The following is a 25890-nucleotide window of genomic DNA, read 5'->3' as shown; positions in this document are numbered from 1 at the left end:
CATGAGCACTACCCTGACCCTGCACCCCGGCGCCGTCACGCTGGCGCAATGGCGCGCGATCCATGACGGCGCGCGGGTGCGGCTGGACCCGGCTTCGGCCGCCGCCGTGCTGCGCAGTGCGCAGACCGTGGCCGACATCGTCGCCAAGGGCGCTCCGGTGTATGGCATCAACACCGGCTTCGGCAAGCTGGCCAGCGTGCGCATCGAGCGCGAGGATCTGGAAACCCTGCAGCGCAATATCGTGCTCTCGCACGCGGCCGGCGTGGGTGAGCCGATGCCGGCGCCGGTCGTGCGGCTGATGATGGCGCTGAAGCTGGCCAGCCTCGCCCAGGGCGCCTCGGGCATCCGCCCGCAGACACTGGCCCTGCTGGAAGCGTTCCTGCAGCACGATTTCATTCCGGTGATTCCGTGCCAGGGCTCGGTCGGCGCCTCGGGCGATCTGGCCCCGCTTTCGCACCTGGCCAGCGTGATGATCGGTGTCGGCGAAGCCTTCGTCGATGGTCAGCGCCTGCCCGCTGCCGAGGCACTGGCCAAAGTCGGCCTGGCCCCGCTGGTGCTGGGTGCGAAGGAAGGCCTGGCCCTGCTCAACGGCACCCAGTACTCCACGGCCTACGCACTGGCCGGCCTGTTCGCGATCGATACCGTGTTCCGTGCGGCGCTGGTCACCGGCGCGCTGTCGGTGGAAGCGGCCAAGGGCTCGGACACCCCGTTCGACCCGCGCATCCACAGCATCCGCGGCCAACGCGGGCAGATCGCCACCGCGGCCGCGCTGCGCACCCTGATGCAGGGCTCGGCGATCCGCGAATCGCACCGCGACAACGACGTGCGCGTGCAGGACCCCTACTGCCTGCGCTGCCAGCCGCAGGTGATGGGCGCCGCGTTCGACGTGATGCGCCAGGCCGCGACCACGCTGGCGATCGAAGCCAACGGCGTGTCCGACAATCCGCTGGTGTTCACCGATACCAACGAGGCGCTGAGCGGCGGCAACTTCCATGCCGAGCCGGTGGCCTTCGCGGCCGACATGCTGGCCATGGCGGTGTGCGAGATCGGCTCGATCAGCGAGCGCCGCACCGCGATGCTGGTCGACCCGGCGCTGTCCGGCCTGCCGGCCTTCCTCACCCCGAAGCCCGGCCTCAACTCCGGCTTCATGATTCCGCAGGTCACCGCCGCTGCGCTGGTTTCGGAAAACAAGCAGCGCGCCTATCCGGCCAGCGTCGACTCGATCCCGACCTCGGCCAACCAGGAAGACCACGTCTCGATGGCCGCCCACGGTGCGCGCCGCCTGATGGCGATGGCCGAGAACGCGGCCAACGTGATCGGCATCGAGCTGCTCGCCGCCGCGCAGGGCTGCGATTTCCATACACCGCTGCGCTCCAGTGATGCGCTGGAGGCCGTGCGCCAGCGCCTGCGCGCACAGGTACCCACGCTGGAAGACGACCGCTATTTCCATCCGGACATGGTGGCCGCGACCGATCTGGTCCGCAGCGGCGTGCTGGCCGACGGCCTGGGCGACATCCTCCCGCCGCTGGAGCCGCTGTCATGACCGCGCACCCGGACTGGCTGCAGATCCACCGTGGCGATGCACCGTTGATCGTCAGCTTCCCGCATACCGGCACCGAGCTGCCCGATGCACTGGCCGCGCAGTTCATCTCGCCGTGGCTGGCCCGCCGCGATGCCGACTGGTGGGTGCACGATCTGTACGCCTTCGCGCAGCAGATGGGCGCCACCACGATCCGCTCGGCGGTGTCGCGCTCGGTCATCGATCTCAATCGCGACCCCAGCGGGACCTCGCTGTACCCGGGCCAGAACACCACCGGCCTGTGCCCGCTGACCACCTTCGACAACCAGCCGCTGTACCGCGATGGCGACGGCCCGGACGAGGCCGAGATCGCACGGCGCCGCGCTACCTGGTTCATGCCCTACCACGACGCCCTCGCTGCGGAGATCGCGCGCCTGCGTGCACAGCACGGCACCGTGGTGGTGTATGACGCGCACTCGATCCGCTCGCATATTCCGCACCTGTTCGATGGCCAGCTGCCGCAGTTCAACCTGGGCACCAATGGCGACACCACCTGCGACAACGCGCTGACCGATGTGGTCGACAACCTGTGCGCGATGAGCGGCATGAGCCATGTCCGCAACGGCCGTTTCAAGGGCGGCTACATCACCCGTCACTACAGCGACATCCCTGGCGGCGTGCACACGCTGCAGATGGAGCTGGCCTGCCGCGGCTACATGCACGAGCCCGAGGCCGTGGATGAGCACAGCTGGCCCACGCCGCTGGATCCCGATCACGCCGCCCCGCTGCGCGCCACGCTGCAGCAGGTGCTCGATGCCTGTCTCGACTTCGCTACGTCCCGGAGTGCTGCATGACCCGTCTCGATTCCACCCGCACCATCCTCGCCCCGACCGGCACCACGCTCACCTGCAAGAGCTGGCTGACCGAAGCCCCGCTGCGCATGCTGATGAACAACCTGCACCCCGACGTGGCCGAGCGCCCGCAGGAGCTGGTGGTCTATGGCGGCATCGGCCGCGCCGCGCGCGACTGGGAAAGCTACGACAAGATCGTCGAGACGCTGCAGCGGCTGGAGGATGACCAGACCCTGCTGGTGCAGTCCGGCAAGCCGGTCGGTGTGTTCCGTACCCACGTGGACGCCCCGCGCGTGCTGATCGCAAACTCCAACCTGGTGCCGCGCTGGGCCAATTGGGACCACTTCAACGAGCTCGATAAGAAGGGCCTGGCCATGTACGGCCAGATGACCGCCGGCAGCTGGATCTACATCGGCGCGCAGGGCATCGTGCAGGGCACCTACGAGACCTTCGTCGAGATGGGTCGCCAGCACTACAACGGCAACCTGGCCGGCAAGTGGCTGTTCACCGGTGGCCTGGGCGGCATGGGCGGCGCGCAGCCGCTGGCCGCGGTCATGGCCGGCGCCTCGTGCCTGGCGGTGGAATGCCGCAGGAGCAGCATCGAGATGCGCCTGCGTACCGGGTATCTGGACACCTGGACCGACAACCTCGACGAAGCGCTGCGCCTGATCGAAGAATCCTGCACGGCGAAGAAGCCGCTCTCGGTGGGCCTGCTCGGCAATGTCGCCGACGTGCTGGACGAACTGCTGGTGCGCGGCGTCAAGCCGGACCTGCTGACCGACCAGACCTCCGCGCACGACCCGGTCAACGGCTACCTGCCGCAGGACTGGACCGTGGAAGAGTGGGATGAAAAACGCGTCTCCACGCCGAAGGACGTCGAAGCGGCCGCGCGCGCCTCCATGGCCAACCACATCCGCGCCATGCTCGCCTTCCACGCACTCGGCGTGCCGACCGTGGATTACGGCAACAACCTGCGCCAGATGGCGCTGGAAGAAGGCGTGGACGATGCGTTCGACTTCCCCGGCTTCGTGCCCGCCTACATCCGCCCGCTGTTCTGCCGCGGCATCGGCCCGTTCCGCTGGGCGGCGCTGAGCGGCGATCCGGAGGACATCGCCAAGACCGACGCGAAGGTCAAGGAACTGATCCCGGACAACCCGCACCTGCACCGCTGGCTGGACATGGCCGCCGAGAAGATCAAATTCCAGGGCCTGCCCGCGCGCATCTGCTGGGTCGGCCTGGGCGACCGTGACCGACTCGGCCTGGCGTTCAACGAGATGGTCGCCAATGGCGAGCTGAAGGCGCCGGTGGTGATCGGCCGCGATCACCTGGATTCGGGCAGCGTCGCCTCGCCGAACCGCGAGACCGAAGCAATGGCCGACGGCTCCGATGCCGTCTCCGACTGGCCGCTGCTCAACGCGCTGCTCAACACCGCCAGTGGTGCCACCTGGGTCTCGCTGCACCACGGCGGCGGCGTCGGCATGGGCTTCTCGCAGCATTCGGGCATGGTCATCGTCTGCGATGGCACCGACGCGGCGGCCAAGCGCATCGCGCGCGTGCTGTGGAACGACCCGGCGACGGGCGTGATGCGGCATGCCGACGCGGGGTATGAGATCGCGGTGGCATGTGCGAAGGAGAAGGGGCTGGATCTGCCTGGGGTTCTGGGCTGATGCGGGGCGGCCCCGGCCCCACGGTCGGGGCCTTTCGTGACCGGGGGTGACTTCCGCCGCATTGACCGGGGTGCCAGCGCTTCCTACTGTGCGGGCTCACCCACGCGGATGCCCGCAATGCGTCGTTTCGCCTTTGTCGCGGTCCTGCTGTTCGCGGTATCGACGCCGTCGGGCACCGCGCGCGCCGCGGAGTTCGACGCCCGGATCACCCGGCAACTCCACACAAACGCCGATCGCTACGGCATCGCCGGCCAGGCAGTGCTGATACGGCATAACGGCACGCTGCTTGCGCAGGCCGTCGCCGGAGAGGCCGACCTCACCACGCACCAACCAGTGACACCCGAGACGGTGTTCAACGCTTACTCGCTGGCCAAACTGCTGGTCAGTACCTTGGTCATGCAACGGGTGGAAGCCGGCAGGGTCGAGCTGGACGTACCGGCCAGCCGCTATCTGGCCGATCTGCCCAAGGCCTGGGAGGCGATCACCGTGAGGCAGTTCCTCGACCATGCGTCCGGCGTTCCCGAGTACTTCCAGTACCGGGATGGTGAGGTGATCACCTCGCAGGGCAACCGCCGCTTCCCGGCCACGCCAGCAGAGGTGTTCAAGGCACTCGCCGGCGCGCCACTGCAGTTCACGCCGGGCACCGCCAACCGGTACACGCAGACAAACTATCTGGTCCTCACCGCGCTGTTGGAAGCGCAGTACCAGCAGCCCTATACGCAGATCGTCGAAGAACGTGTGCTGCGCCCGCTGGGATTGGCGCACACCTCGCTGGGTCCGGCGGGCGCCGCGCAGGAAAACACCGCCATCGCCTACACCGGCAAACAGGGCGCGCTGCAGCGCGAAGACGACATCGCATGGCCCGCCTATGCCTACGGGCATGCCGCACTGCATACCACCCTCGGTGATCTGGATCGCTTCCTGCTGGCCCTGGCCCGCGGTGAGCTGGTGGGTCGTACCACGCTGCAACAGCTGTGGCAGCCACAGGTGCTGAGCAACGGGCGACGCAGCGGCTTTTCCACGGGTTGGGAACTCGAAGAAAGCGGCGAGTACCGCTTCGTGGGGCATGACGGTGGCACGCGGGTACGTGCACGGATAGCCTTCCTGGACGGCTTGGGCGGGGATACCTACAGCTTTATCTACCTCACCAACGGCAGTGCGACGAATGTGTGGTCGCGCACGCTGGTGGACAGCACCATGGCGGTGGTGGCCCCGATGCAGTTCCCTCGCGAGGCCCTGTCGGAAAGGCTGATCACCTACGCACTGGAGCCGCAGACGGCCGCACGCACAACCGCGTTGAAACAGTGGCTCATCACTACCGGGCGCGGTGATCAGCCGATGCTGGAGCAGGACATCAACCGCGTGGGCTACGCGGTGGCCGAGAATCTGGGCCATGCCACCGCGATGCCGCTGTTCGCCTTCAACGCGACGCTGTTCCCGCGCTCGGCCAATGCCTGGGACAGCTTGGCAGAAACTTATGCCGCCTTGGGCGACGCGAAGCAGGCCGAACGGCTGTACGCCAAGTCGAAAGCGCTGGCAGCGGCCCGGTAGTGCCGGCCGATGGCCGGCAACCACGCGGTCATGGGTCTCACGCAACGGATCGCGTAGATCCTGGCGAGCCGGCCAGCGGCCGGCACTACCGACACCCGGTCGTCGGTGAGCGCTTGGCTCCATACGCCCCACAAGGGTGACGAACACCCCCACATCCTGTTAACTTGCGCGCCCCACATGAAGTTGACAGGGTGCCGCGGCGACGCGGGCCGTGTCCGCACTGATATCGCGCACGAATGACTGCCCTCTCGAATCGCTCCACCGCCCCTGCCCTGTCGCTGCTCGCCGCCGCCCTGCTGGCCAGCCTCGCTACCACTGGCATCGCCCACGCCGCGCCTGCTGGCCAGGCCGTCACCCTCGACGCGGTGAACGTCACCGCCGCCGATGCCACCGAGGCTGTGCGCCGCGCGCTCGACCGGGTGCCCGGGGCAGGCAACGTCGTCGATATGACCCAGGTCGGCCAGGGCCGCGTCGCCGGTACTGCCGATGTACTGGCCTACCAGCCCGGCATCAGCGCGCAGAGCGCCGGCAATGAAGGCGTCAAGGTCTCCATCCGCGGTTCGGGCCTCAACCGGGCGCCCGGTGCGCATGCCTCCGGCCTGTCGGTCTCGCTGGATGGCCTGCCGCTCACCGGTCCGGGCGGCACGCCGTACGAGCTGCTGGAGCCGCTGTGGCTGAGCCGCGTGGAGGTGCTGCGCGGTGCCAACGGGTTCGAGCGCGGCGCGCTGGCGCTGGGCGGTGCGGTCAACTACATCACCCGCAGCGGCCGCGACACGCCCGGGCTGGAGCTGCACTACGAAGCGGGCGCACGCGGTTACCAGAAGCGCGGGATCAGCCTGGGCGGAGTGCGGGACGCGGTTGATTACTTCCTGGCCTACACTGATACCGAGTACGACGGCTATCAGCAACACGCCGCCGGCAAGGGCAAGGGCGCCGTGGCCAACATCGGCTGGCAGCTCACGCCGGATCTGGAGACGCGCTTCTTCCTGCGCTACCGCGAGACCGATCACGAAACCCCGGGGCGCCTGACCCGCGCACAGATCCGCAACGACCCACGTGCCGCCAACCCGGCCAACCTCGCCATCGATGCGCGCCGCCCGCAGCCGGGCAGCACCTGGATCGGCAACACCACCACCTACACCATCGATGCAGATTCGTCGCTGCAGGCTGGCCTCGTGTACCACAAGTACCCGATGGACTTGAACGAAAGCCTGTACCGCCAGCAGCTGGACTACGCCAACCTCAACGGCACGCTGGACTACCGCCGCCGGCACGCGCTGTTCGGGCATGACAGCGTGACCACGATCGGCCTGCGCGTGACCCATGATCTGGACGCGAACGTGCGCGAGACGCTGCGCTTTGCCAGCAACGGTTACGCGGCCGGCACGCACACCCGCGACTTTGAGCATTACGGCACCGACAGCGTGCTGCACGTCGGCAATGATCTGGCGCTGAGCGACACGCTGCGCCTGCAGACCGGGCTGGCGTTGATCCACACCCGCCGCGATGTGCAGGTCACCTGGCCGGCGACGGCGGAGAAACTGTCCGAGCGCCAGTGGGACTACGCGCCGCGGCTGGGCTTCACCTGGCAGCAGACGCCGCAGACGCAATGGTTCGGCAACCTCAGCCGCTCGGTGGAACCGGCGCATCCGTGGTCGATGATCTGGGGATCGAACCAGTACTTCGCCGCCGGCAATGGCGCCTCCACCGGCCACCAGCGTGCGCCGGTGGAACTGGACAACCAGACCGCGACCACGCTGGAACTCGGCGCGCGGGGCGACAGCGCGATTGGCCGCTGGGAGCTGACCGGCTACTACGCGCGCCTCAACCACGAACTGCTCACCGTGGAAGTGCAGCCGGTGCCGAACCTGTTCATCGCCGAATCCAACGCCAGCCCGACCGTGCACCGTGGCATCGAAGCCGGCCTGGACAGTGCGCTGTGGCAGGGCGTCGGCGGGCGGCTTTCATTGCGCCAGGCCTACACCTTCAGCGACTTCCGCTACCGCGATGATGCACGCTTCGGTAGCAACCGCCTGCCCGGCCTGCCGCGCCACTACTACCAGGCCGAACTGCGCTACGACCACCCGGCCGGCTTCTACGCCGGGCTGAACACCGAGTACGCGTCGAAAATGTTCGTCGACTATGCCAACAGCATGGCCGCCGACAGCCACGTGATCTTCGGCACCCGCATAGGCTACGACGCCCCCGGAGGCCGCTGGCAGGCCTGGGCGGAACTGCGCAACCTGAGTGACCGCCACTATGCCGCCACGGTGACCCCGGGCTACGACGATGCCGGCAAGGATGTCGCCCGTTCCACGCCCGGTGAGGGGCGCGGGGTGTATGCCGGGGTGCGTTGGCGATTCGATTGACGTTATTGCGCCACCTTTTGGCCAGTCGGCTGCCACCGGGTATCAGCGCGCCAGTGCCTTGGTGACGGCCGCTTCGGCCAACGGCACCATCCGCGCATAGCCGGCCGGCGTGGGATGCACGCCATCGGTGGCCAGTTCCGGGTCCAGGCCGCCATCCTTGTTTGTCATGGCCGTGTGGTAATCCAGATAGACCAGCCCCTGTTGCTCCGCATAGGCGCGCAATGCCCGGTTGAGCGCGGTGACCTTGCCGGCGGGCTGCACGCCGGGTTGCCACGGGTAGTCGCTGACCGGCAGCACCGAGGCCAGCACGATGCGGATGTTGTGCGCCTGCGCCAGTTCCACCATCGCGTGCAGGTTGTCTTCAATCATCGCTTGCGTGGCAGGTCCGGTGTTGCCGGCGATATCGTTGGTGCCTGCCAGGATCACCACCACGGCCGGCTTCAGCGCGATGACATCCTGCTGGAAGCGCACCAGCATCTGCGCCGTGGTCTGCCCGGAGATGCCGCGGTTGACGTACGGCTTGCCCGGGAAGAAGCGCTCGCTGCCGGTTGGGCCCCAGCCTTCTGTGATCGAGTCGCCGTAGAACACCACGCGCTTCGTCCCCGGCGCGACCGGCGTCAGTGCGGCGTTCTCGGCGCGGTAGCGCTGCAGCTGCGGCCAGTCCAGCAGGCGCTGCTGCATCTCCGTGATCTGTGCGGGCGTCGCCTTGTCGGCAGGCACCAGATACAGCGGATTGATCGCAGGACCATCCTGCGCCTGGGCCAGTGGGTGAAGCGCGCACAGCACCAAGCCGGCGGCAAGGGCGAAGGGACGGGTCAAGGCTGGCACGGTGCGGCGCTCCGGTAAGGGCAAGCCAGCAGTCTCAGCGATCAGCCACCAGCGATTCAAGCTGCAGCGCGACGCGATCGAACGGGCCGATGTCACGCATCGCCCGGCACATCGCCACCGCGCCCTCCACGCTGGCGACGATCATCGTCGCCAGCGCGTGCGCCTGGCCGTGCGTACGGGCGTCGGTGCACAGCGCCTCGCTCAGCCGGGCTTCCCAGCAGGCAAACACGGCGGCGGCCGCCCGCTGCGCATCGTCGGGCGCCGCATCGATCGGCTCTTCAACCGCAGCCGCCAGCACCGGGCAGCCCGCATGGAAGTCCGAACGGATCAACCGCTCGCGCCACATCGCCAGAAACAGCGAAAGCCCCTCGGCACCACCGGCCTGCAGGCAAGTGGCCAGCACGCCGTCGACTTTGGCGCCGGCCAACGTGGTCGCCTCGGCCAGCACCTGTTGCTTGCCGCCCGGGAAATGGTGATAGGTGGACCCGAATGGCGCCTGCGCGCGTTTGGCCACTTCGCGCACACTGGAGGCATTGAGCCCATACGTAGCCAGCATTTCCGCTGCCGCAGCCACCACACGTTGCGGGGCATCGGAATGGCGTGCGCTCATGGCCGGATTCCTTGCTAAGACAGGTGTCATAGACTAGCGTATTTGCATTATGACAACTGTAATAGAAATGACGGCCCGCTCATGAATCTCTGGTTCCGCCTGCTGCTCCTGCTGCTGTCCACCCCATTCAAGCCGAAACTGGCCGCGCCGTTTGCGGTTTCGCGACTGAACTTCCGGGTGCTGCCCAACGACATCGACAGCAACCTGCACATGACCAACGGCCGCTATTGGACGATCTTCGACCTGGGCCGGCTCGATCTCGTGTTCCGGATGGGCCTGGGCCGGGTGGCATGGCGCTCGAAGTGGGCCCCGATCGTCAGTGGCGGCAGCATCCAGTTCCGGCGCGAGCTCAAGCCTTTCCAGCGCTTCGTCTTGGAAACGCGGCTGGCCGGTTGGGTCGGCACGCGCATCATCATGGAGCAGCGGGTACTGATCGGCGACGAGGAAAAGGTCGCCACGCGTGCCCTGCTGATCACCGGCATCTACGACCGCCGGCACCGCCGGTTCGTCTCCACCGATCAGATGATGGAGGCCATCGGTGCGCCGGTGGTGCCCTCGCCCGAGCTGAGCAAGGCGGCGCAGGCGCTGCTTGCCGCGGAACTGGCGATGAAAGAGGACTGAGGCGGCGCACCCCGACCGGGCATCCCAGCGGTCAGGCTGCGCGCCACGGCAGGATGTCCGCCTTCGTCATCATCGCCTGCTCGATCACGCGCAGGCACGTTTCCCCCGGGCTGACCAGATACCACTGCTCGCTGTTGCGCAGCAGCGGGAGGTCGGCGCGATGATCGGTATAGGCGATGCGCCACGGCGGCGGATAGCCACGTTCGGTCAGCATCGGAATCTTGTTCTCGCCAAGACAATGGTGCTCGCTGATCCACCCGCCCAGGAACGGCCGCAATGTCGAGGCGACCAGCGGCACGTCCTGCAGACCTTCGCGCCCAAGCAGCGCACGTGCGAGCGGCTCCCAGCAGCCGGTGGCGATGACGACCTCGTCGCCCTGCGCCAGATGCTGACGCAGTCGTTCCACGCCCTGCGCCAGGAACACCGGCTCCGGTCCTGCGAACACCTCGTCGGCATGCGCGACCGCCAGCGCCACCAGCGCCTCACGGCTGCGTCCGAAGGTGGCCATCCAGACCGCAAAGCGCACCGGCCGCCGGCGCGTGCGCGGCAGTGCCCAGAGCGGAACCAGCACCGGCAGTGCCAGCAGCACCCCGGCGATCCGCCATGGCTGGCGCCGCAGCAGCGTTTTGAAGAACCGACTGGCGGTCTCCCAGCGGGTCAGCGTCAGATCGAAATCGAAGACCACTACGGTACGTTCGGACATCCGTGTCACTCCGTTCAGAAGACGCCCTGCACGCGCAGCTTGCCATCATCGGTGGGCGTCAGTACCAGCCCATAAGCCTCGTTTTTGCGGCTGAATCCTGCCGAGCAGATCGCGTCCCAGCCCCGCCCGCAATCCACCTCCGGATGCGCGGCGAAGCTGGGGTCGCCCTCGTTGTCGGGCGCTTCGGCGACCCACCCTGCCTCGAGCAACAGCGCTTTGGCCTGCGCGTATGGCATGCCGACGGTGACGCCGATCTCCGTCCAGGCAGGGGGCAGCGCGGGGGCATCTGCGGCGTGCACGTGGCTGACAGAGAACAGCAACAACAGCGCCAGGAACATCGATTTCATCAGCATCACGTCGCGGGATGGGGCTGCACAGGATAAAGCGCAGGATGATCCCCGGGCACACATCGCCCCGGCCACGTCAGAATCCATCCAGCGTCCGCAGCAAGGAACCGAAGGTCAGATAGAACGAATTGTGCCCACCCTGTGCGCGGCCGTAACCGAGGAACACCGGCCCCAGGAACGTATCGGCGCCGAGGAACAGGCTGCCGGCCGTCTGCATGCCATCAAGGCTGACGTCCTCGCGTCGCTGCCAGTAACCGCCCCACTCCACGCTGCCGCCGACGTACAGCGGAATCGTCAGCAGGGAATCGGCGTGCGCGACGCGGCGGTAATACACCACACGGGCCAGTGCGGTCTGCGGCGCGAAGATGGATTCTTCCGGGTAGCCGGACAGATTTCCCAGCCCGCCCAGAAAGCCGTAGGTGGCCAGCAGATCATCGCCGCCGTGCGCCGAAGAAGCGCGCAGCCCGCCGAGCCAGCGGTCGTGCCCGTGCGCCCATGCCCCATCCCACTGCACCCGCGTGACTGCGGCCGAGTTATCGGTGCCCAGCGCATCCAGGTAATGCTGGCGGGTCAGTGACAGGCGTTGGCCGCGGCTCGGGAAGGCGGAGCTGTCGATCGAATCGTGGCGCAGCTGCCAGCCGACGCTGCCCATATCGGCACGGTAGTTGCCCAGTTCGCTGGGATTGCCGACATCCAGCCGCAACCGCTCGCGTCCCCGCTCACCGAACAGCGCCAGTTCCCAGTCGGGGTGCGGCGAGTAGGCCCAGCGCAGTCCACCCAGCCACTGGCTGTAGCGGAACTCGGCCAGTGCGCCACCGCGCATCAGCGCCAGGTCCAGATCGGTGGCACGGTACTTGGCATAGGTGGACAGCGCATGCCGGCCGCTGCCGCCGAATGGCCGGTAATACTCGGCAAACGCCTCCTCGACTTCGCCCAGCCCGACGCGCAGTTTGAGCTCGGCGCCCTGCTCGCTGAGCCCAGTACGGGTCAGCTCGGTGATGAGCTGGTAGTTGCTGCTGCCATCGAAATCATCGGACAGGCGCAGCGCGAAGTGCAGGAAGTCCGGCCCCCAGCGTTTGTCCTGCGGTGCGAGGATCAGGCCCTGTTGCCCGTCGCGCTCATCCAGCCGCCATTGCACCTGTTCGTAGCGGCCTTCGCCGTAAGCGGTGGCGACCTTCTGCTCCACGCGATCCGGTTCCAGTGGCTGGCCCACTTCCGGCTGCAGGCGCTGCTCGATGTAGCGCGCGGTGCGCGTCCTGTCGTGCAGCACATCAATGAAGGCCACGATCGGCGTCTCGTAGGCCGGCGGGCGATGCTGTCGCTGGAAGGCAGCGTAGCGGCCGTCGTCCACCTGGAAGCGCCGGACGGAGACTACCTCGGCCTGTGCGGCCTGCTCTCCCACTCCCACCGCCTGCGGTGAACGGTTGAAATCCTGGCTGCCCATGTCGCCCAGCGGCGGCGTGATCAGCAGATCCTGCGGCCCCAGGGTGGCCAGCTGCGCGAGTACTTCGCGCTGCATCAGCACGCTGGCCATCTGGTGGCTGATCGCCAGCGGCGAATCCAGTTGCGCCTCGGTCATCAGCGGCGAGCCGACCCGCGACACGATCAGTCGCTGCGCCCCCAAGCGGCGCGCCTCATCGATGGGCACGTTGTCGACCACACCGCCATCGACCAGCAGATGATCCTCATAACGCACCGGCGCAAACACGCCCGGCACCGACATGCTCGCGCGGATCGCCAAGGCCAGATCGCCCTGCGCGAACACCACCTTCTCGCCGCTGACGATGTCGGTGGCGATCGCCCTGAAGGGAATCGGCAACGCATCGAAATCGCGCACCTGCCAGGTCGGCAGCAACAGGCGACGCAGCAGCATTTCCAGTTTCTGGCCCTGGATCAGGCCCTGCGGGAACGCGATCCTGCCGTTGCTCAGGCCGACCTCCACGCCGCCCAGCAGACGCAGATCATCTTCCTTGCGGCGCATGCTGCGCTCGTCGCGCGGCGGCTTGTCGCGCAGCACCTCGGCCCAGTCGATCCGGTCCAGCACCGCCTCGATCTCGTCGGCGGTGTAGCCCGAGGCATACAGCCCGCCGACCACCGCGCCCATCGAGGTGCCAACGATGCAGTCGATGGGTACGCGCTCACGCTCCAGTACCTTGAGCACCCCGATGTGGGCCGCGCCGCGCGCACCGCCGCCGCCGAGCACCAGGCAGGTGCGGGGGCGGTCCGGGTCCTGCACCAAAGGAGCAGGGTGCACTGGAGCGCTCTGCGCGACCGCCAGCAGCGGAGCACACATCAGTGCCGCCAAGGCGAACAGCCCGCCGCGGAGATCACGCCGCAGGGCGGTGCCGGTGGCTTGTGTCGGTGTCTGCTGCATTCGATCCCTCGCTCCCGGTACCCGTCACCCCTTGGAGCGCACTTTGCCTGCCGCGCCCGGCGAGGTCTAGCCGCGGTGCCTGGGTCCTGTATCTCAACTGCCGTTGGAAACAAACCCCACCATCGCCACAACGAGGCAGACCATGCCGCCTGCCAGCGGCAGATACGTTGCCCATACCGGCGCGCCCTGGCCGAGCGCGAACGCGACGAACGACTCCCGCACGCTTCGGCCGGTCAGAAACGGAATGATGACCAGCGCAGAGAGGGGCAACAACGAGGCGAGCCCGAACGCCAGGAATGCCGGGCGGTGATCGTTGCTGGTGAATCCACCCAGCGGGTACAAGGCCAGACCCCCCAGCAGTCCCACGAAGAGCAGGATGTTGGCGGTCCAGATCGTGGTCCGGTGACGGCGCCGCAGGGCGGCCCGGGACCAGCCACGGTAGTGCGTCTGCAACCCCCTCGCCCAGTACGCCACCAGCCACGTTGCGATCAGGCCGCCAGCGACACCGCTGACCGTCGGTCCCCAAGCGTGGATGTCCATGCTCACGTCCTTGTGCGTTTTTCGGCAGTGTAAGGCTGCGGCCGGCCTTGTATGTAAAAACGGCCGCCCATCACGGGCGGCCGTTACTCTGATGCCAGGCGCTGCCGAGGGCAGCCGACGTTACCGATGCCTCGGCTCAGCGTTTGGCCGGCGGCGCATTCTTCACATAGGTATCGAACCAATTCAGCATTTCCGATACCAGCTGCTCGTTGGATTCGAGCGCGGTATACCAGTGCGGTTCGTGCGGCAGCATCACCAGGCGCGTGGTGCCGCCGTTGCCGCGGATCGCCTGGAACAGCTTGCGCGACTGGAACGGCTCGGTGCCCGGGTTCGCATCGTCCTCGCCGTGGACCAGCAGCAGCGGCAGCTTGATCTTGTCGGCGTAGAAGAACGGCGAGGCCTTCAGGTACACGTCCTGCGCCTGCCACACCGAGCGGCGTTCGTTCTGGAAGCCGAACGGGGTGAAGGTCTTGTTGTACGAACCACTGGTGGCGACGCCTGCCTTGAACAGATCGGTATGCGCGATCAGGTTGGCGGTCATCAGGCCGCCATGGCTGTGGCCGGTGACGCCGATCCGGTTGCGGTCGACCACGCCCAGGTCCACCGCCTTGTCCACCGCGGCTTTGGCATCGGCCTCCAGCTGTTCCAGATACGTGTTGTAGGCGGTTTTGGGGTCGCCGACGATGGGGAACGAGGCGTTGTCGATGATCGCGTAGCCGGCCAGCAGCATCAGCCGGTACGGCGCCAGACGGGTGAAGGTCTGCTGCGAACCGGAGACCTGCCCCGCCTGTGCCGCGTTGGCGAAATCGGCCGGGTAGGCATACAGGATCGCCGGCACGCGCTGGCCTTCCTTGTAGCCCGGCGGGGTGTACAGGGTGAACGACAGATCCACGCCGTCAGCACGCTTGTAGGTGACCAGGCGCTTCTGGATCTGGCGCACTTCCGGCGTCGGATCCACCAGGTGGGTCAACGCGGCCGGCTTGGACACGACCTGCGCTTCGCCCGGCTTGGCGTCGGCGACGTCCTCGCCAAGCAGGCGCACGAATGCATTCGGCGCATCGGTCACCGACTGGTGCCACGTGAGCAGGTGGCCCGGGATGGCGCTGAAGCCGATGAACTGCTCGTAGGCATCGGCATCGCTGCGGAAAAGACGCTCCGTCTTCAGGCTGCGGAGGCTGAGCGCATCCAGGAAGGGCCGATCCCCCTGCGGCGAAGCGCCCTGCCCGCGCAGGAAGACCGTGTTGCCTTCCTGACGCACCACGTAGGCGCCGTTGGGCAGGCGCTGGTACACGAAATTGCCCGGGTCCTCGTACAGCTCATCGCTGGAGAGATCCCACAACAGCCGGCCTTCCTGCTTGGGGTTGTCGACGTTGACGATGCGGGTCTGGCGCCAGTGGCGGTTCTCGTCGTTCTCGTCGAGGAAGGCAACGTCCGGCTGCGCGGTCCAGGCCAGGCCTTCGAAACGCTGCGCGGTGCGGGCGATTTCGGTGGGCTTGGCGGTGAACGGCGCCTTGAGCATCAGCACGCGGTCGCGATGCGGAACGGTGACTTTCCAGTCGCCCTTGTCCAGGGCTTCGGCATAGACCAGCGTGGCCGGATCGGTGGCGCGCCAATCGAAATCGCGCGGGCCTTCCGGCACGCCGTGCACCGGCACGCGGTCGGCCAGCGGCAGGCTGGCGATCGGCGTGCTGCGGCCGCTGGCGATATCCAGCACGGCCACGTCATTGGCGAAACGCTGGTAGGTCACCGCATGCGAGAACGGTGCCTTGAGTGTTCTCGTCAGCACATGCACGCCATCCGGGGCGGCCCCGATGCTGTCCAGCAGCGCCGGGGCACCGACGGTGCGCACGGTGTTGGAGGCGGTATCCACCACTGCCAGCTGCGACTGGCCGTAATAGGCGAACAGCGCTTCATCGTAGGCACTGGTCAGCGTATCGCGGGCTTCGTAGGTGCTGCTTTCGCCAGCCGTTCCCAGCGACTCCTGGATGTCCGGGCCGATCGCACCTTCGGCGCTCGGCGCCGGTCCCTGCTTGGCAGGCACCAGCTTGACCAGCAGCTGCTGGCTGCCGCCGAGCCACTGCACGGTGCTGCCGAAGATCGGGTTCAGCGCGACGTTGGGCACCTGGCGGACCTGGCCAGTGACCGCATCACCGATCCACAGCTGCACGCTGTCATCGACCACGTTCTGGAAGGCGAAGCGTTGGCCGTCGGCCGACCACTGCGCCATGCCGGCGCACCCGCCGGGCAAAGCGACCTTGGTGGAGCGGCCACTGGCGGTGTCGACCACGGTGAAGTCGCCCACGCACGGTGGAATGCCATAACCACCCGGGGTGTCGTGGCGGCTGCGGTTCTTCAGCTCCAGGCGCACGCCGGCCAGCTTCAGATACGGCTGGGCGACGCGGGTGATCGACGGATAGGTCTGCGTGGTGGTCAGCAGCAGGCGCTGGCCGGTCGGGTCGACGCTGGGCGTCGGCGGCGGCGGTGCCTTGAGCACCTTGAGCAGGCTCTCCGGTGGCGTGGCGTAACCGGCAAAGGCCGGTGCAGCGAGCAGCAGCCCGAAGGTGGCAACGGCAACGGCCGCAGCCAGCGAAGTACGACGGATCAGCATCCTTATCCCCTTGCAGTGTCAACGAGTGCCCGCAACAGGGGCATGACCCGAATCTAGCACCGCCGGGACCGGTGTGAATGGGCCGGAAGGGCCAACCGCCCGACACTGCAAAGCGAGGCCTTCCACCGTGCCGGGTAGCGCCCCCTTACGCGGCACGCCCGGCCTTGGCCCGGCTAGAATGCCCCATGCGAACCGTGCACGCCCTCCGATATGTCACCCCGCTGCGCGAAGGCGGCTCCCTGCCCGCCGTGGTCGAGACCGACGACGACGGCATGGTGGTGCTCAAATTCCGTGGCGCCGGCCAAGGGCCGAAGGCGCTGATCGCCGAACTGATCGCCGGCGAAATCGCCCGCACGCTCGGCCTGCCGATTCCGGAGATCCTGTTCGTCGAGCTGGACCGCGAGTTCGCCCGGACCGAACCGGACCCGGAAATCCAGGATCTGATCCGTGCCAGCGAGGGCCTGAACCTGGGCAGTGATTACCTGCCCGGGGCGATCAACTACGACCCGGCGGCCATGCAGCCCGATGCCGAGCTGGCCTCGAAGATCGTGTGGTTCGACGCGTTCACCAGCAACGTGGACCGCACCGCGCGCAATCCCAACCTGATGGTCTGGCATCGCAGGCTGTACCTGATCGACCATGGCGCAGCGATGTATTTCCATCACGACTGGGCCAGTGCCGGGGAGGCCTGCAGTAAGCCGTTCGTGCTGATCCGCGATCATGTACTGCTGCCCTTCGCCACGCAGATTGCCGAAGTGGATTCTGCGCTCGCGGTGATGCTGCCGGATGCCGAAATCGAGCGGATCGTCGGCCTGGTGCCGGACAGCTGGCTGGTGGACGAACCCGCCTTCGACAGCCCGGCGGCTTACCGCCAGGCGTATATCGATTATCTGCAACACCGCCTTCGCGTACGCGCGGCTTTTGTACAGGAGGCCGTCCGTGCCCACACTGCACACCTATGACTATGCGGTGATCCGCGTAGTGCCCCGCGTGGAGCGCGAGGAATTCATCAACGTCGGGGTGATCGTGTCCTGCCCGGGCGCAAAGCACCTGGAAGCGGCGATCGAGCTGGATGTGGAGCGGCTGCGTGCCTTCGCGCCGACGCTGGATATCGAGGGCCTGCAGCCGTGGCTGGATGCGATCGTGGCGATCTGCCGCGGTGACGCGAACGCCGGGCCGATCGCGCAGCTGCCTGCGCGTGCACGTTTCCATTTCCTCACCGCCAAGCGCAGCTCGGTGGTGCAGATGTCGAGCACGCACGTGGGCCGTACCGCAGAGCCGACAGGCGTGGTCGAGCATCTGATGCGGAAGATGGTGCGGGTCCCGGCGTAGCACCGTCGGCGCGGCGGCCCCGTCACCATTCAGACCGGCCAGCGGCACCACGAAAACGGATAGCCATGCAGACCGCTGGCCAGCCCCGCCCGCATCGGGAGGGACAGCCAATGCACGCGGTCGGGCATGATGGCCCAGGCGAAAGATTCCGTGCGCCTTTCCGCATCGGAAGCACGCAGCCAGCGCGCGACATCCTGCGCATTACCGTGATGATGAAACAGCGGGAATTGATGGGTGGCGACAGCGGTGACGATGTAGCAGGCATTTAACAGCGGACATCGCCCATATCGAACAGAGGAACTCGGCATCCGGCCAGCATGGCAGTGCGTGCCGTCCAGGCTCACCGGGAGAGAACGCGGCCCGTTGTCAGATTTCTGCGCGAAGCGCTGTAGTCGCGCAACGAGCGGCCGGGCGCTGCCCGGCCTTGCGTCAATGGAACGCCGGCCACATCCGACGCGGCGTCCCTCACCCCTTCGGCAACGCGTAGGCGATCACGTAATCGCCGGCCGGGGTTTCCATGAAGTGATGACCACCGGCCATGATGACCACGTACTGGCGCCCACCGAACTCGTAGATCATCGGGTTGGCCTGGCCGCCGGCCGGCAGCTTGGCATGCCAGAGTTCCTTGCCGGTTTTCAGGTCGATCGCGCGCAGCAGATCGTCGGTCGCCGCGGCGATGAAGATCAGGCCGCTGGCCGTGACCACCGAACCACCGTTGTTGGGCGTACCGATCTCGATCGGCAGGCCGGAGCGGATGCCGAACGGCCCATTGCCGCGGGCGCTGCCGAACGGGCGGTCCCACAGGGTCTTGCCGGTACGCAGGTCGACCGCGCGGATGCCACCGTAGGGCGGCTGCTTGCACAGCAGCTTGGTGAACGGCAGGCGCCAGCCGGCGTTGACGTCGATGGCGTACGGCGTGCCCACCTGCGGATCGCCCGCGCCTTCGGCGCCGCCCTTGTCGGCGGTCACATCCTCGCGCGGCAGCCACCCCAGTTTGTCCGCCTTCTCGCGCGGCACCAGCCGGTTGTAGTTGGGCATGTCGTTGTAGTTGGCAACGATCACGCCACGGCGCGGATCCACGGCCACGCTGCCCCAGTCCGAGCCCCCGTTGTAGCCGGGATACTCGATGGAATGACGGTCCGCGGTCGGCGGCGTGTAGAAACCTTCGTAACTGGCCTTGCGGAACTGGATGCGGCAGACCAGCTGGTCGATCGGGGTCATGCCCCACATGTCGCGCTCGGTGAGGTCCGGCTTGCGCAGCGTGTGATACAGCGAGAACAGCTGGGTGGGCGAGCGCTGTTCCGGCTCGACGCCGCCCGTGGGCACCTTGCGCTCTTCGGCTGGGGTCAGCAGCTTGCCGGTGCGACGGTCGAGGATGTACATGTCGCCCTGCTTGGTCGGCAGCAGCAGGGCCGGGACTTTGCCGGCGGCGGTCGGATAATCGATCAGGGTCGCCTGCGAGCCCATGTCGTAATCCCAGACGTCCTTGCGCACCGCCTGGAAGTGCCAGGCCGGCTTGCCGGTGTTGACGTCGATCGCCACCAGCGAGGTGGCGTAACGGTTTTCGTTTTTGGTGCGCGAGCCACTCCAGTAATCGCCGGCCGAGTTGCCCATCGGCAGGTAGACCAGCCCAAGTTCGTCGTCGCCGGTCGCAGTGGTCCACATGTTGGGGGTGCCGCGGGTATAGGTCTCACCCGGCGGCGGTGCGCCGTTGCGCTCCGGGCGGACCATGTCCCAGGCCCAGCGCAGTTTGCCGGTAACGGCATCGTAGGCCTGGATCACGCCGGACGGCGCGTCGCGGCGCTGACCGTCCAGCACCTGGTGGCCGGTCACGATCACGCCCTGCACGATCGCCGGCGGCGAGGTGATGGAGACATAGCCGGCCGGGCTGTCGCCCATGCCCACGGTGATGTCGACCTGGCCGTTGTTGCCGAAACCGGCGCACGGCTTGCCGGTGGCGGCATCGACCGCGATCAGGCGGCCATCCAGGGTGCCTTCGATGATGCGCGCCGCACAGGCGCCACGCGGCACCTGGGTCAGCACGGGCACGCCGCTGGGGACGGCGAGATCCGCTGCGACGTCATTGAATGCAGCATCCTGCGCGGTGGCCGGCACTTCGTAATAGGAGACCCCACGGCAGGCGGCGGTGTACGGGATCGACTTGTCCTTGATCTTCGGGTCGTAACGCCAGCGCTCGGTGCCATCGGCGGCGTTGAGCGCGACCAGTTGGTTGCGTGCGGTGCACAGGTAGAGGCTGTCGCCGACCTTCAGCGGCGTGGTTTCCGCACCCCAGCGCTTCTCCGGCAGGTCGCCAGTGCGGAACAGCCAGGCCTGCTCAAGCTTGGCCACGTTGTCCGGGGTGATCTGCTGCAGCGGCGAGAAACGCGTTGCCGCGTTGTTCCGACCATAGGCGGCCCAGTCGCCGTCCACCGGGCGGTCGGCCGGTTGCAGGGGCGCGTCGGCCGTGGGTGCCAGGCCGGTGCTGGTCATCGGTTCGGGGAAGGCGCCCTGTGCCTCGGTAACACCATGTGGCACGAAGGCCAGGGTGAAGGCCGCAACGAACACCAGCGCCAGCACGCCGGCGATGCCCCGCGAGACCTTGCGCGACACCGGACGATCCAACGTCGGCAGCAGCAGCGACAGCACGAAGCCGATCGCCACGATCAGGCCCAGGCGCGGCACCCAGCGCCAATAGTTGCTGCCCGACTCCCACCACGTCCACAGCAGCGTGCCGACGAACACCAGCGCGAACCACAGCGCGCCGCTGTAGCGGCCCCGCCACAGCTGCACGCCGGAGATCAGCAGGCCGACGCCGGCCAGGACGTAGTACCAGGAACCACCGAGGCTGGCGAGCCAGGCGCCGCCCGCGGTGAATACAACGCCCAGCAACAGAATGACAATTGCCAGCACAGCCACCAGCCAATGGCGGGGGCGGCGGGTCTGCGTCGTGGTGGACATCGGTTTCTCCTGAAGCGCGAAGATCGCCGACGTTGCCGCCGGCCCCGCGGCTCTTATCCCACCGGGGTCGTGAACGTTGCGCGTTCTTTGCTGCAGCCGCCAGCGTCGGCACAGCCGACGATGAAAGCGTGCAATCTCCCTGCCCCACAACGAAAAACGCCGGCATCTGCCGGCGTTTTCCGTGTCACTGCCGCAGGGGCTTACGCCTCCGGCGGTGCCACCACCGGGCTGGCCTCGACGGCCGCCGGTGCATCTTCTTCCACACCCTCATCCAGCGAGGCATCCATGCGTTCAACCGCCTGGAGCTTCTCTTCCTTGGACAGACGGATCAGGGTCACGCCCTGGGTGTTGCGGCCGACGCGCGAGATTTCCGAACCGCGGGTACGCACCAGGGTGCCACCATCGGAGATCAGCAGCACTTCGTCGCGCGGGCCCATCAGCACCGCACGCACCAGCTTGCCGTTGCGCTCGGTGGTCTGGATGCCGATCACACCCTGCGTGCCACGGCCCTTGCGCGGGTAATCCGGCAGCGGGGTGCGCTTGCCGTAGCCGTTCTCGGTCGCGGTCAGGATGTAGAGCGCGTTGTCATCGTCGGCGCCGTTCTCGATCACGGCATCGCCGCTGTCGATCACGGTCTCGTCGACCTGGCTCTCATCCTCGTTCTCGTCTTCGCTGCCGCCGGCACTCTCGGCCACGATCAGGCTGACCACTTCCTCACCCTTGGGCATCTTGATGCCGCGCACGCCGGTGGCGGTACGGCCCATCGAGCGGACCTTGTCCTCACCGAAGCGCACGGTCTTGCCGTTGGAGGCGAACAGCAGGATGTCGCGCTCGCCATCGGTCAGGCCGACGCCGACCAGCGCATCGCCCTCATCGAGGTTGATCGCGATCTTGCCGCGCGCCAGGCGGAAGGCGAATTCGCTGAGAGGGGTCTTCTTGACCGTGCCGTTGCGGGTGGCGAAGAACACGAACTGGCCTTCGGCGTACTCGCGTACCGGCAGCACGGCCTGGACCCGCTCACCGGCTTCCAGCGGAATCCAGTTGATGATCGGGCGGCCACGGGCGTTGGAGCCGGCCTCCGGCAACTGGTGGACCGGCAGCCAGAACACCTTGCCCGCACTGGTGAAGGTCAGCAGCGTGTCATGCGTGTTGACCAGCCACAGCTGTTCGATGAAATCCTCTTCCTTGGTCGAGGCGGCGCTGCGGCCACGGCCACCGCGGCGCTGGGCCCGGTAGGCACTGACCGGCTGGCGCTTGGCATAGCCGGCGTGCGACAGGGTGACCACCACGTCTTCCGGGGCGATCAGGTCGAGGATGTCCAAGTCTTCTTCGCTGTGGCGGATCTCGGTGCGGCGCTCGTCGCCGAACTCCGTACGCACGTTGATCAGCTCTTCGCGGATGACCTGCAGCAGACGGTCCGGATCTTCCAGGATATGGATCAGCCCGGCGATCGTTTCCAGCAGCAGCTTGTACTCGTCGGTCAGGCGGTCCTGCTCCAGCCCGGTCAGGCGATGCAGGCGCATTTCCAGGATCTGGGTCGCCTGGATCTCGGTCAGCTGGTAGCCGCCCGCGAGCAGGCCCACACCCTTGGGCAGATCATCCGGACGCGAGGCTTCGGCACCGGCGGCGCCCAGCATCGAGCCGACCAGGCCCGGCTCCCACAGGCGGGCGAGCATGCGTTCGCGCGCCTCGGTGGGGTTCGGCGAGGTCTTGATCAGTTCGATCATCTCGTCGATGTTGGCCAGCGCGACGGTCAGGCCTTCCAGCACGTGCGCACGCGCACGCGCCTTGCGCAGTTCGAACACGGTGCGGCGGGTGACCACTTCGCGGCGGTGGCGCACGAAGGCCTCGAGCATCTGCTTGAGGTTCATCAACTGCGGGCGGCCATCGACCAGCGCCACCATGTTGATGCCGAACACCGACTCCATCTGGGTCTGCTGGTAGAGGTTGTTCAACACAACTTCCGCCGACTCGCCGCGCTTGATCTCGATGAAGATGCGCATGCCGTCCTTGTCGGACTCATCGCGCAGTTCGCTGATGCCTTCGAGCTTCTTTTCCTTGACCAGCTCGGCGATCTTCTCGATCAACCGGGCCTTGTTCACCTGGTACGGGATCTCGGTGACGATGATCGATTCGCGGCCGTTGTCAGCCACTTCGACCTCGGCCTTGGCGCGGATGCGCACACGGCCACGACCGGTCCGGTACCCGGCGACGATGCCGGCGGTGCCGTTGATGATGCCCGCGGTCGGGAAGTCCGGGCCCGGGATGAACTCCATCAGGCCGTCGACGTCGATCTCGGGGTTGTCGATCAGCGCGATGCAGGCGTTGATCGATTCGGTCAGGTTGTGCGGCGGGATGTTGGTCGCCATGCCCACCGCGATACCGGCCGAACCGTTGACCAGCAGGTTCGGGAACCGGGTCGGCATGACCGTCGGCTCCAGTTCCTTTTCGTCGTAGTTGGGCTGGAAATCGACCGTTTCCTTGTCGATGTCGGCCATCAGCTCATGGGTGAGCCTGGACATACGGGCTTCGGTGTATCGCATCGCCGCGGCGGAGTCGCCGTCGACCGAACCGAAGTTACCCTGGCCATCGACCAGCATGTAGCGCAGCGAGAACGGCTGTGCCAGACGCACCAGCGTGTCGTACACCGACTGATCGCCATGCGGGTGGTACTTACCGATGACGTCACCGACGATACGCGCCGACTTGAAGTAAGGCTTGTTGGCGTGCGCGTTGAGTTCACTCATCGCGAACAGCACGCGGCGATGCACCGGCTTGAGGCCATCGCGCGCATCCGGGAGTGCGCGCCCCACGATCACGCTCATCGCGTAATCGAGGTAACTCTTGCGCATCTCGTCTTCCAGGTTGACCTGGATGATTTCCTTGGCGGTTTCTGCCATTCGGGTTCCGTTGTCTGGTAGCGGTCCAGTCCGTCACGACCGCCCTTTCGGGGCGGTTGCGCCGGAATCTCGATTAACCGTTGGATTCTACCACAGCGGGCCATTTTCCGCCCGCTTTTACGGGGGTTTTACCGGCAAGAATCAGGAACTTACGGGGGCGTTGGCGGGCGCTTGGGCAGGCCACGACCGTCGGTCGTGGCACGCGCCGCAGCCGGCCTCAGCCGAACGCGGCCTGCATGTTGGCCACCGTCGGGTTCAGGATCACCCCGCGCTCGGTCACGATGGCGTCGATCAAGCTGCCCGGGGTGACGTCGAAGACCGGGTTCCAGGCGGCGATGCCCTCGGCCACGGTGCGGGTGCCGCCCACGCCGTAGAGCTCGCCAGGATCGCGCTGCTCGATCTCGATCTGCTCGCCGTCGGCAGTGTCCATGTCCACCGTGGAGGACGGCGCCACCACCATGAACTTCACGCCGTGGTGGCGGGCGGCGATGGCCAGCTGGTAGGTGCCGATCTTGTTGGCGGTGTCACCGTTGGCGCAGATGCGGTCCGCGCCCACGACCACCCACTGGACCGCACCGGTCTTCATCAGGTGCGAGGCGGCCGAATCGGCGATCAGGGTGGCATCGATGCCATCCTGCTGCAGCTCCCATACGGTCAGGCGAGCGCCCTGCAGCCACGGCCGGGTCTCGCCGGCGAACACGCGGGCGATGCGGTGCTGGGCCATGCCGGCGCGGATCACGCCCAGCGCGGTGCCGAAGCCGGCGGTGGCCAGCGAGCCGGTATTGCAGTGGGTGAGCACGCCGCTGCCGGCCTCGATCAGGCCGGCGCCCAGCGCGCCCATGTGGCGGTTGGCGGCCAGATCCTCCTCGGCGATTGCCTGGGCTTCGGCGGCCAGCACCTGCTGCCAGTCGGCACCGGCCGGGGCCAGCGCGCGGCGCATGCGGGCCAGCGCCCAGGCCAGGTTCACGGCGGTCGGGCGCGAGGCGTTGAGGCGTTGCAGGGCCGGCTCCAGCTTCAACAGCGCTTGGGCGCCATCGTCGGCCTGGACCTCATTGGCCGCCAGTACCACGCCCCAGGCGGCGGCAATGCCGATCGCCGGTGCGCCGCGCACGGTCAGCGCATGGATGGCCTCGGCAACCGCGTCGCTGTCGCGGCACTCCACGTGCTCGACGATGAACGGCAGTTTGCGCTGGTCGAGCAGCTGCAGGCTCTCGCCGGTCCACAGGATCGGGCGGATATGGTCGTAACGGGCGTAGTCGATGTCGGTGGATGCGTTCATCGGGCCATTGTAGCGGCGTGCCGATGCAGGCGGAATCGCGCGCTCAGTTGACCGCGAACTCGGCGCGGCAGCCCTTGTCGACCCAGACCCCACGGCTGTCCCAGCCCCAGCTGCTGCCCTGCTCGCAGGGGGTGCCGGAGAGCTGCTTGTTGAGCGTGACACCGTGGGTGATCCCGGCACCACAGAAGCGGCGCTGGCGCGACTTGGATTCGCAGACCAGGATGCGTGGCACGTTGAGGAACCCGCTGCCATCGGCGGCACCGACCTCGAACTCGCCCTGGCAACCGCGGGTCACCCAGATCTCATTGCGGCGATAGCCCCAGCTGTGGCCTTCGCGGCACGGCAGCGAGGTGAGCTGGCGCAGCAGACGCACCGGCGCGCCCTGCAGCACGACCGGGCAGCTCTGCGGGCGCCCGTTGGATTCGCAGCGCACCACCCGGCGCGTGCGGCGTTCACCGTCGGCACGCGGCGCGGCAGCCGCGGTACGCGCGCGGAACTCGGCGCGACAGCCCAGGGTCACCCAGACGCCGGAACGGTCGGTGCCCCATTCCGAGCCTCGCACGCAGCTGTTGTCGGAGAGCTGGCGGATCAGATCGACACCGCCTTCGGTGGGGACATCGCAATGCACCCACCCCATGTCGCGCGATTCGCAACGCACCACCTGGCCGGCATAGCCGCCGGCCTGCGCGAGCGCCGTTTCAGGCATCAGCGCAGTCCACAGCAACACCGGCCACAAGGGCATGCCCGCGCCTACCAACAGCTTCATCAACACGATCCCCGCCACGCCTGAACAATCACATGACCCACCTTCGGACATCCGGTGTGATCAGAGC

General features: G+C 67.3%; 20 protein-coding genes. 8 read left to right on the top strand and 12 right to left on the bottom strand.

Features of this window, described 5'->3' with window-relative positions; translation table 11 throughout:
* Position 1: 1 nt before the first annotated feature.
* The 5 genes from hutH (at position 2) to PV764_RS12180 (ending at position 7957) form a co-directional block, all read left to right on the top strand.
* A complete protein-coding gene (hutH, locus tag PV764_RS12200; RefSeq protein ID WP_421116697.1) occupies positions 2 to 1543 on the top strand; it encodes a histidine ammonia-lyase in 1542 nt (513 codons plus the stop codon).
* A complete protein-coding gene (gene hutG / locus PV764_RS12195; protein ID WP_019184316.1) occupies positions 1540 to 2373 on the top strand; it encodes an N-formylglutamate deformylase in 834 nt (277 codons plus the stop codon). The genes hutH and hutG overlap by 4 nt, the downstream gene beginning before the upstream one ends.
* On the top strand, positions 2370 to 4037 hold the full coding sequence (gene hutU, locus PV764_RS12190) for a urocanate hydratase (protein WP_421116696.1): 1668 nt from the start codon (positions 2370 to 2372) through the stop codon (positions 4035 to 4037). The genes hutG and hutU overlap by 4 nt, the downstream gene beginning before the upstream one ends.
* A 117-nt stretch (positions 4038 to 4154) precedes the next feature.
* Positions 4155 to 5588 carry a serine hydrolase domain-containing protein gene (locus PV764_RS12185; protein ID WP_421116695.1) on the top strand — a complete coding sequence of 478 codons (1434 nt, stop codon included), beginning with the start codon at positions 4155 to 4157 and terminating at the stop codon, positions 5586 to 5588.
* Positions 5589 to 5824: 236 nt separating this feature from the next.
* Positions 5825 to 7957: a TonB-dependent receptor family protein gene (locus PV764_RS12180; RefSeq protein WP_421116694.1), complete on the top strand. Its 2133-nt coding sequence runs from the start codon at positions 5825 to 5827 to the stop codon at positions 7955 to 7957.
* A 42-nt stretch (positions 7958 to 7999) separates the two neighbouring features.
* Here PV764_RS12180 and PV764_RS12175 read toward each other — a convergent pair whose 3' ends face one another.
* On the bottom strand, positions 8000 to 8776 hold the full coding sequence (locus tag PV764_RS12175; RefSeq protein ID WP_399621425.1) for an SGNH/GDSL hydrolase family protein: 777 nt from the start codon (positions 8774 to 8776) through the stop codon (positions 8000 to 8002).
* Positions 8777 to 8819: 43 nt separating this feature from the next.
* A complete protein-coding gene (locus PV764_RS12170) occupies positions 8820 to 9395 on the bottom strand; it encodes a TetR/AcrR family transcriptional regulator (RefSeq protein WP_421116693.1) in 576 nt (191 codons plus the stop codon).
* 81 nt (positions 9396 to 9476) lie between these two features.
* On the opposite strand from PV764_RS12170, the gene PV764_RS12165 reads away from it, so the two are divergent.
* Positions 9477 to 10016 carry an acyl-CoA thioesterase gene (locus tag PV764_RS12165; RefSeq protein WP_421116692.1) on the top strand — a complete coding sequence of 180 codons (540 nt, stop codon included), beginning with the start codon at positions 9477 to 9479 and terminating at the stop codon, positions 10014 to 10016.
* A gap of 31 nt (positions 10017 to 10047) precedes the next feature.
* On the opposite strand, the gene PV764_RS12160 is transcribed toward PV764_RS12165, so the two are convergent.
* The 5 genes from PV764_RS12160 to PV764_RS12140 all read right to left on the bottom strand — a co-directional run bounded on the left by PV764_RS12160 (position 10048) and on the right by PV764_RS12140 (position 16588).
* Complete coding sequence (locus tag PV764_RS12160) at positions 10048 to 10719, bottom strand: HAD family hydrolase (protein ID WP_421116691.1); 672 nt, start codon at positions 10717 to 10719, stop codon at positions 10048 to 10050.
* 14 nt (positions 10720 to 10733) lie between these two features.
* Entirely contained in the window at positions 10734 to 11057 is a 324-nt protein-coding gene (locus PV764_RS12155; protein WP_421116690.1) for a hypothetical protein, read from the bottom strand.
* 85 nt (positions 11058 to 11142) lie between these two features.
* The gene (locus PV764_RS12150) at positions 11143 to 13440 is read right to left on the bottom strand and encodes a patatin-like phospholipase family protein (protein WP_421116689.1); all 2298 of its coding nucleotides are present in this window, start codon (positions 13438 to 13440) and stop codon (positions 11143 to 11145) included.
* 93 nt (positions 13441 to 13533) lie between these two features.
* Positions 13534 to 13980, bottom strand: a complete 447-nt coding sequence (locus tag PV764_RS12145) for a hypothetical protein (RefSeq protein ID WP_421116688.1) — start codon at positions 13978 to 13980, stop codon at positions 13534 to 13536.
* A 136-nt stretch (positions 13981 to 14116) separates the two neighbouring features.
* A complete protein-coding gene (locus PV764_RS12140) occupies positions 14117 to 16588 on the bottom strand; it encodes a prolyl oligopeptidase family serine peptidase (RefSeq protein WP_421116687.1) in 2472 nt (823 codons plus the stop codon).
* Positions 16589 to 16773: 185 nt separating this feature from the next.
* Between PV764_RS12140 and PV764_RS12135 the strand changes: the two genes are divergently transcribed.
* On the top strand, positions 16774 to 17550 hold the full coding sequence (locus PV764_RS12135; RefSeq protein WP_421116686.1) for a HipA family kinase: 777 nt from the start codon (positions 16774 to 16776) through the stop codon (positions 17548 to 17550).
* Positions 17528 to 17920, top strand: a complete 393-nt coding sequence (locus tag PV764_RS12130; RefSeq protein WP_019184334.1) for a DUF3037 domain-containing protein — start codon at positions 17528 to 17530, stop codon at positions 17918 to 17920. The genes PV764_RS12135 and PV764_RS12130 overlap by 23 nt, the downstream gene beginning before the upstream one ends.
* 29 nt (positions 17921 to 17949) lie before the next feature.
* Here PV764_RS12130 and PV764_RS12125 read toward each other — a convergent pair whose 3' ends face one another.
* From PV764_RS12125 to PV764_RS12105, 5 genes are all read right to left on the bottom strand, one after another.
* A complete protein-coding gene (locus PV764_RS12125) occupies positions 17950 to 18264 on the bottom strand; it encodes a hypothetical protein (protein ID WP_284129073.1) in 315 nt (104 codons plus the stop codon).
* Positions 18265 to 18385: 121 nt separating this feature from the next.
* Entirely contained in the window at positions 18386 to 20878 is a 2493-nt protein-coding gene (locus PV764_RS12120; protein ID WP_421116685.1) for a membrane-bound PQQ-dependent dehydrogenase, glucose/quinate/shikimate family, read from the bottom strand.
* A 200-nt stretch (positions 20879 to 21078) separates the two neighbouring features.
* A complete protein-coding gene (gyrA, locus tag PV764_RS12115; RefSeq protein ID WP_019184337.1) occupies positions 21079 to 23778 on the bottom strand; it encodes a DNA gyrase subunit A in 2700 nt (899 codons plus the stop codon).
* 217 nt (positions 23779 to 23995) lie between these two features.
* A complete protein-coding gene (gene mtnA / locus PV764_RS12110; RefSeq protein WP_019184338.1) occupies positions 23996 to 25057 on the bottom strand; it encodes an S-methyl-5-thioribose-1-phosphate isomerase in 1062 nt (353 codons plus the stop codon).
* Between the two features lie 43 nt (positions 25058 to 25100).
* Positions 25101 to 25823 (bottom strand): DUF3011 domain-containing protein, encoded by a 723-nt coding sequence (locus PV764_RS12105; protein ID WP_019184339.1) that lies wholly within the window; start codon positions 25821 to 25823, stop codon positions 25101 to 25103.
* Positions 25824 to 25890: the final 67 nt, after the last annotated feature.

Source organism: Stenotrophomonas sp. AS1 (assembly GCF_048957655.1).
GTDB lineage: Bacteria > Pseudomonadota > Gammaproteobacteria > Xanthomonadales > Xanthomonadaceae > Stenotrophomonas > Stenotrophomonas bentonitica_A.
The sequence above is the reverse complement of the archived record's forward strand: the minus strand, read 5'-3'. Positions and strand labels throughout refer to the sequence as shown.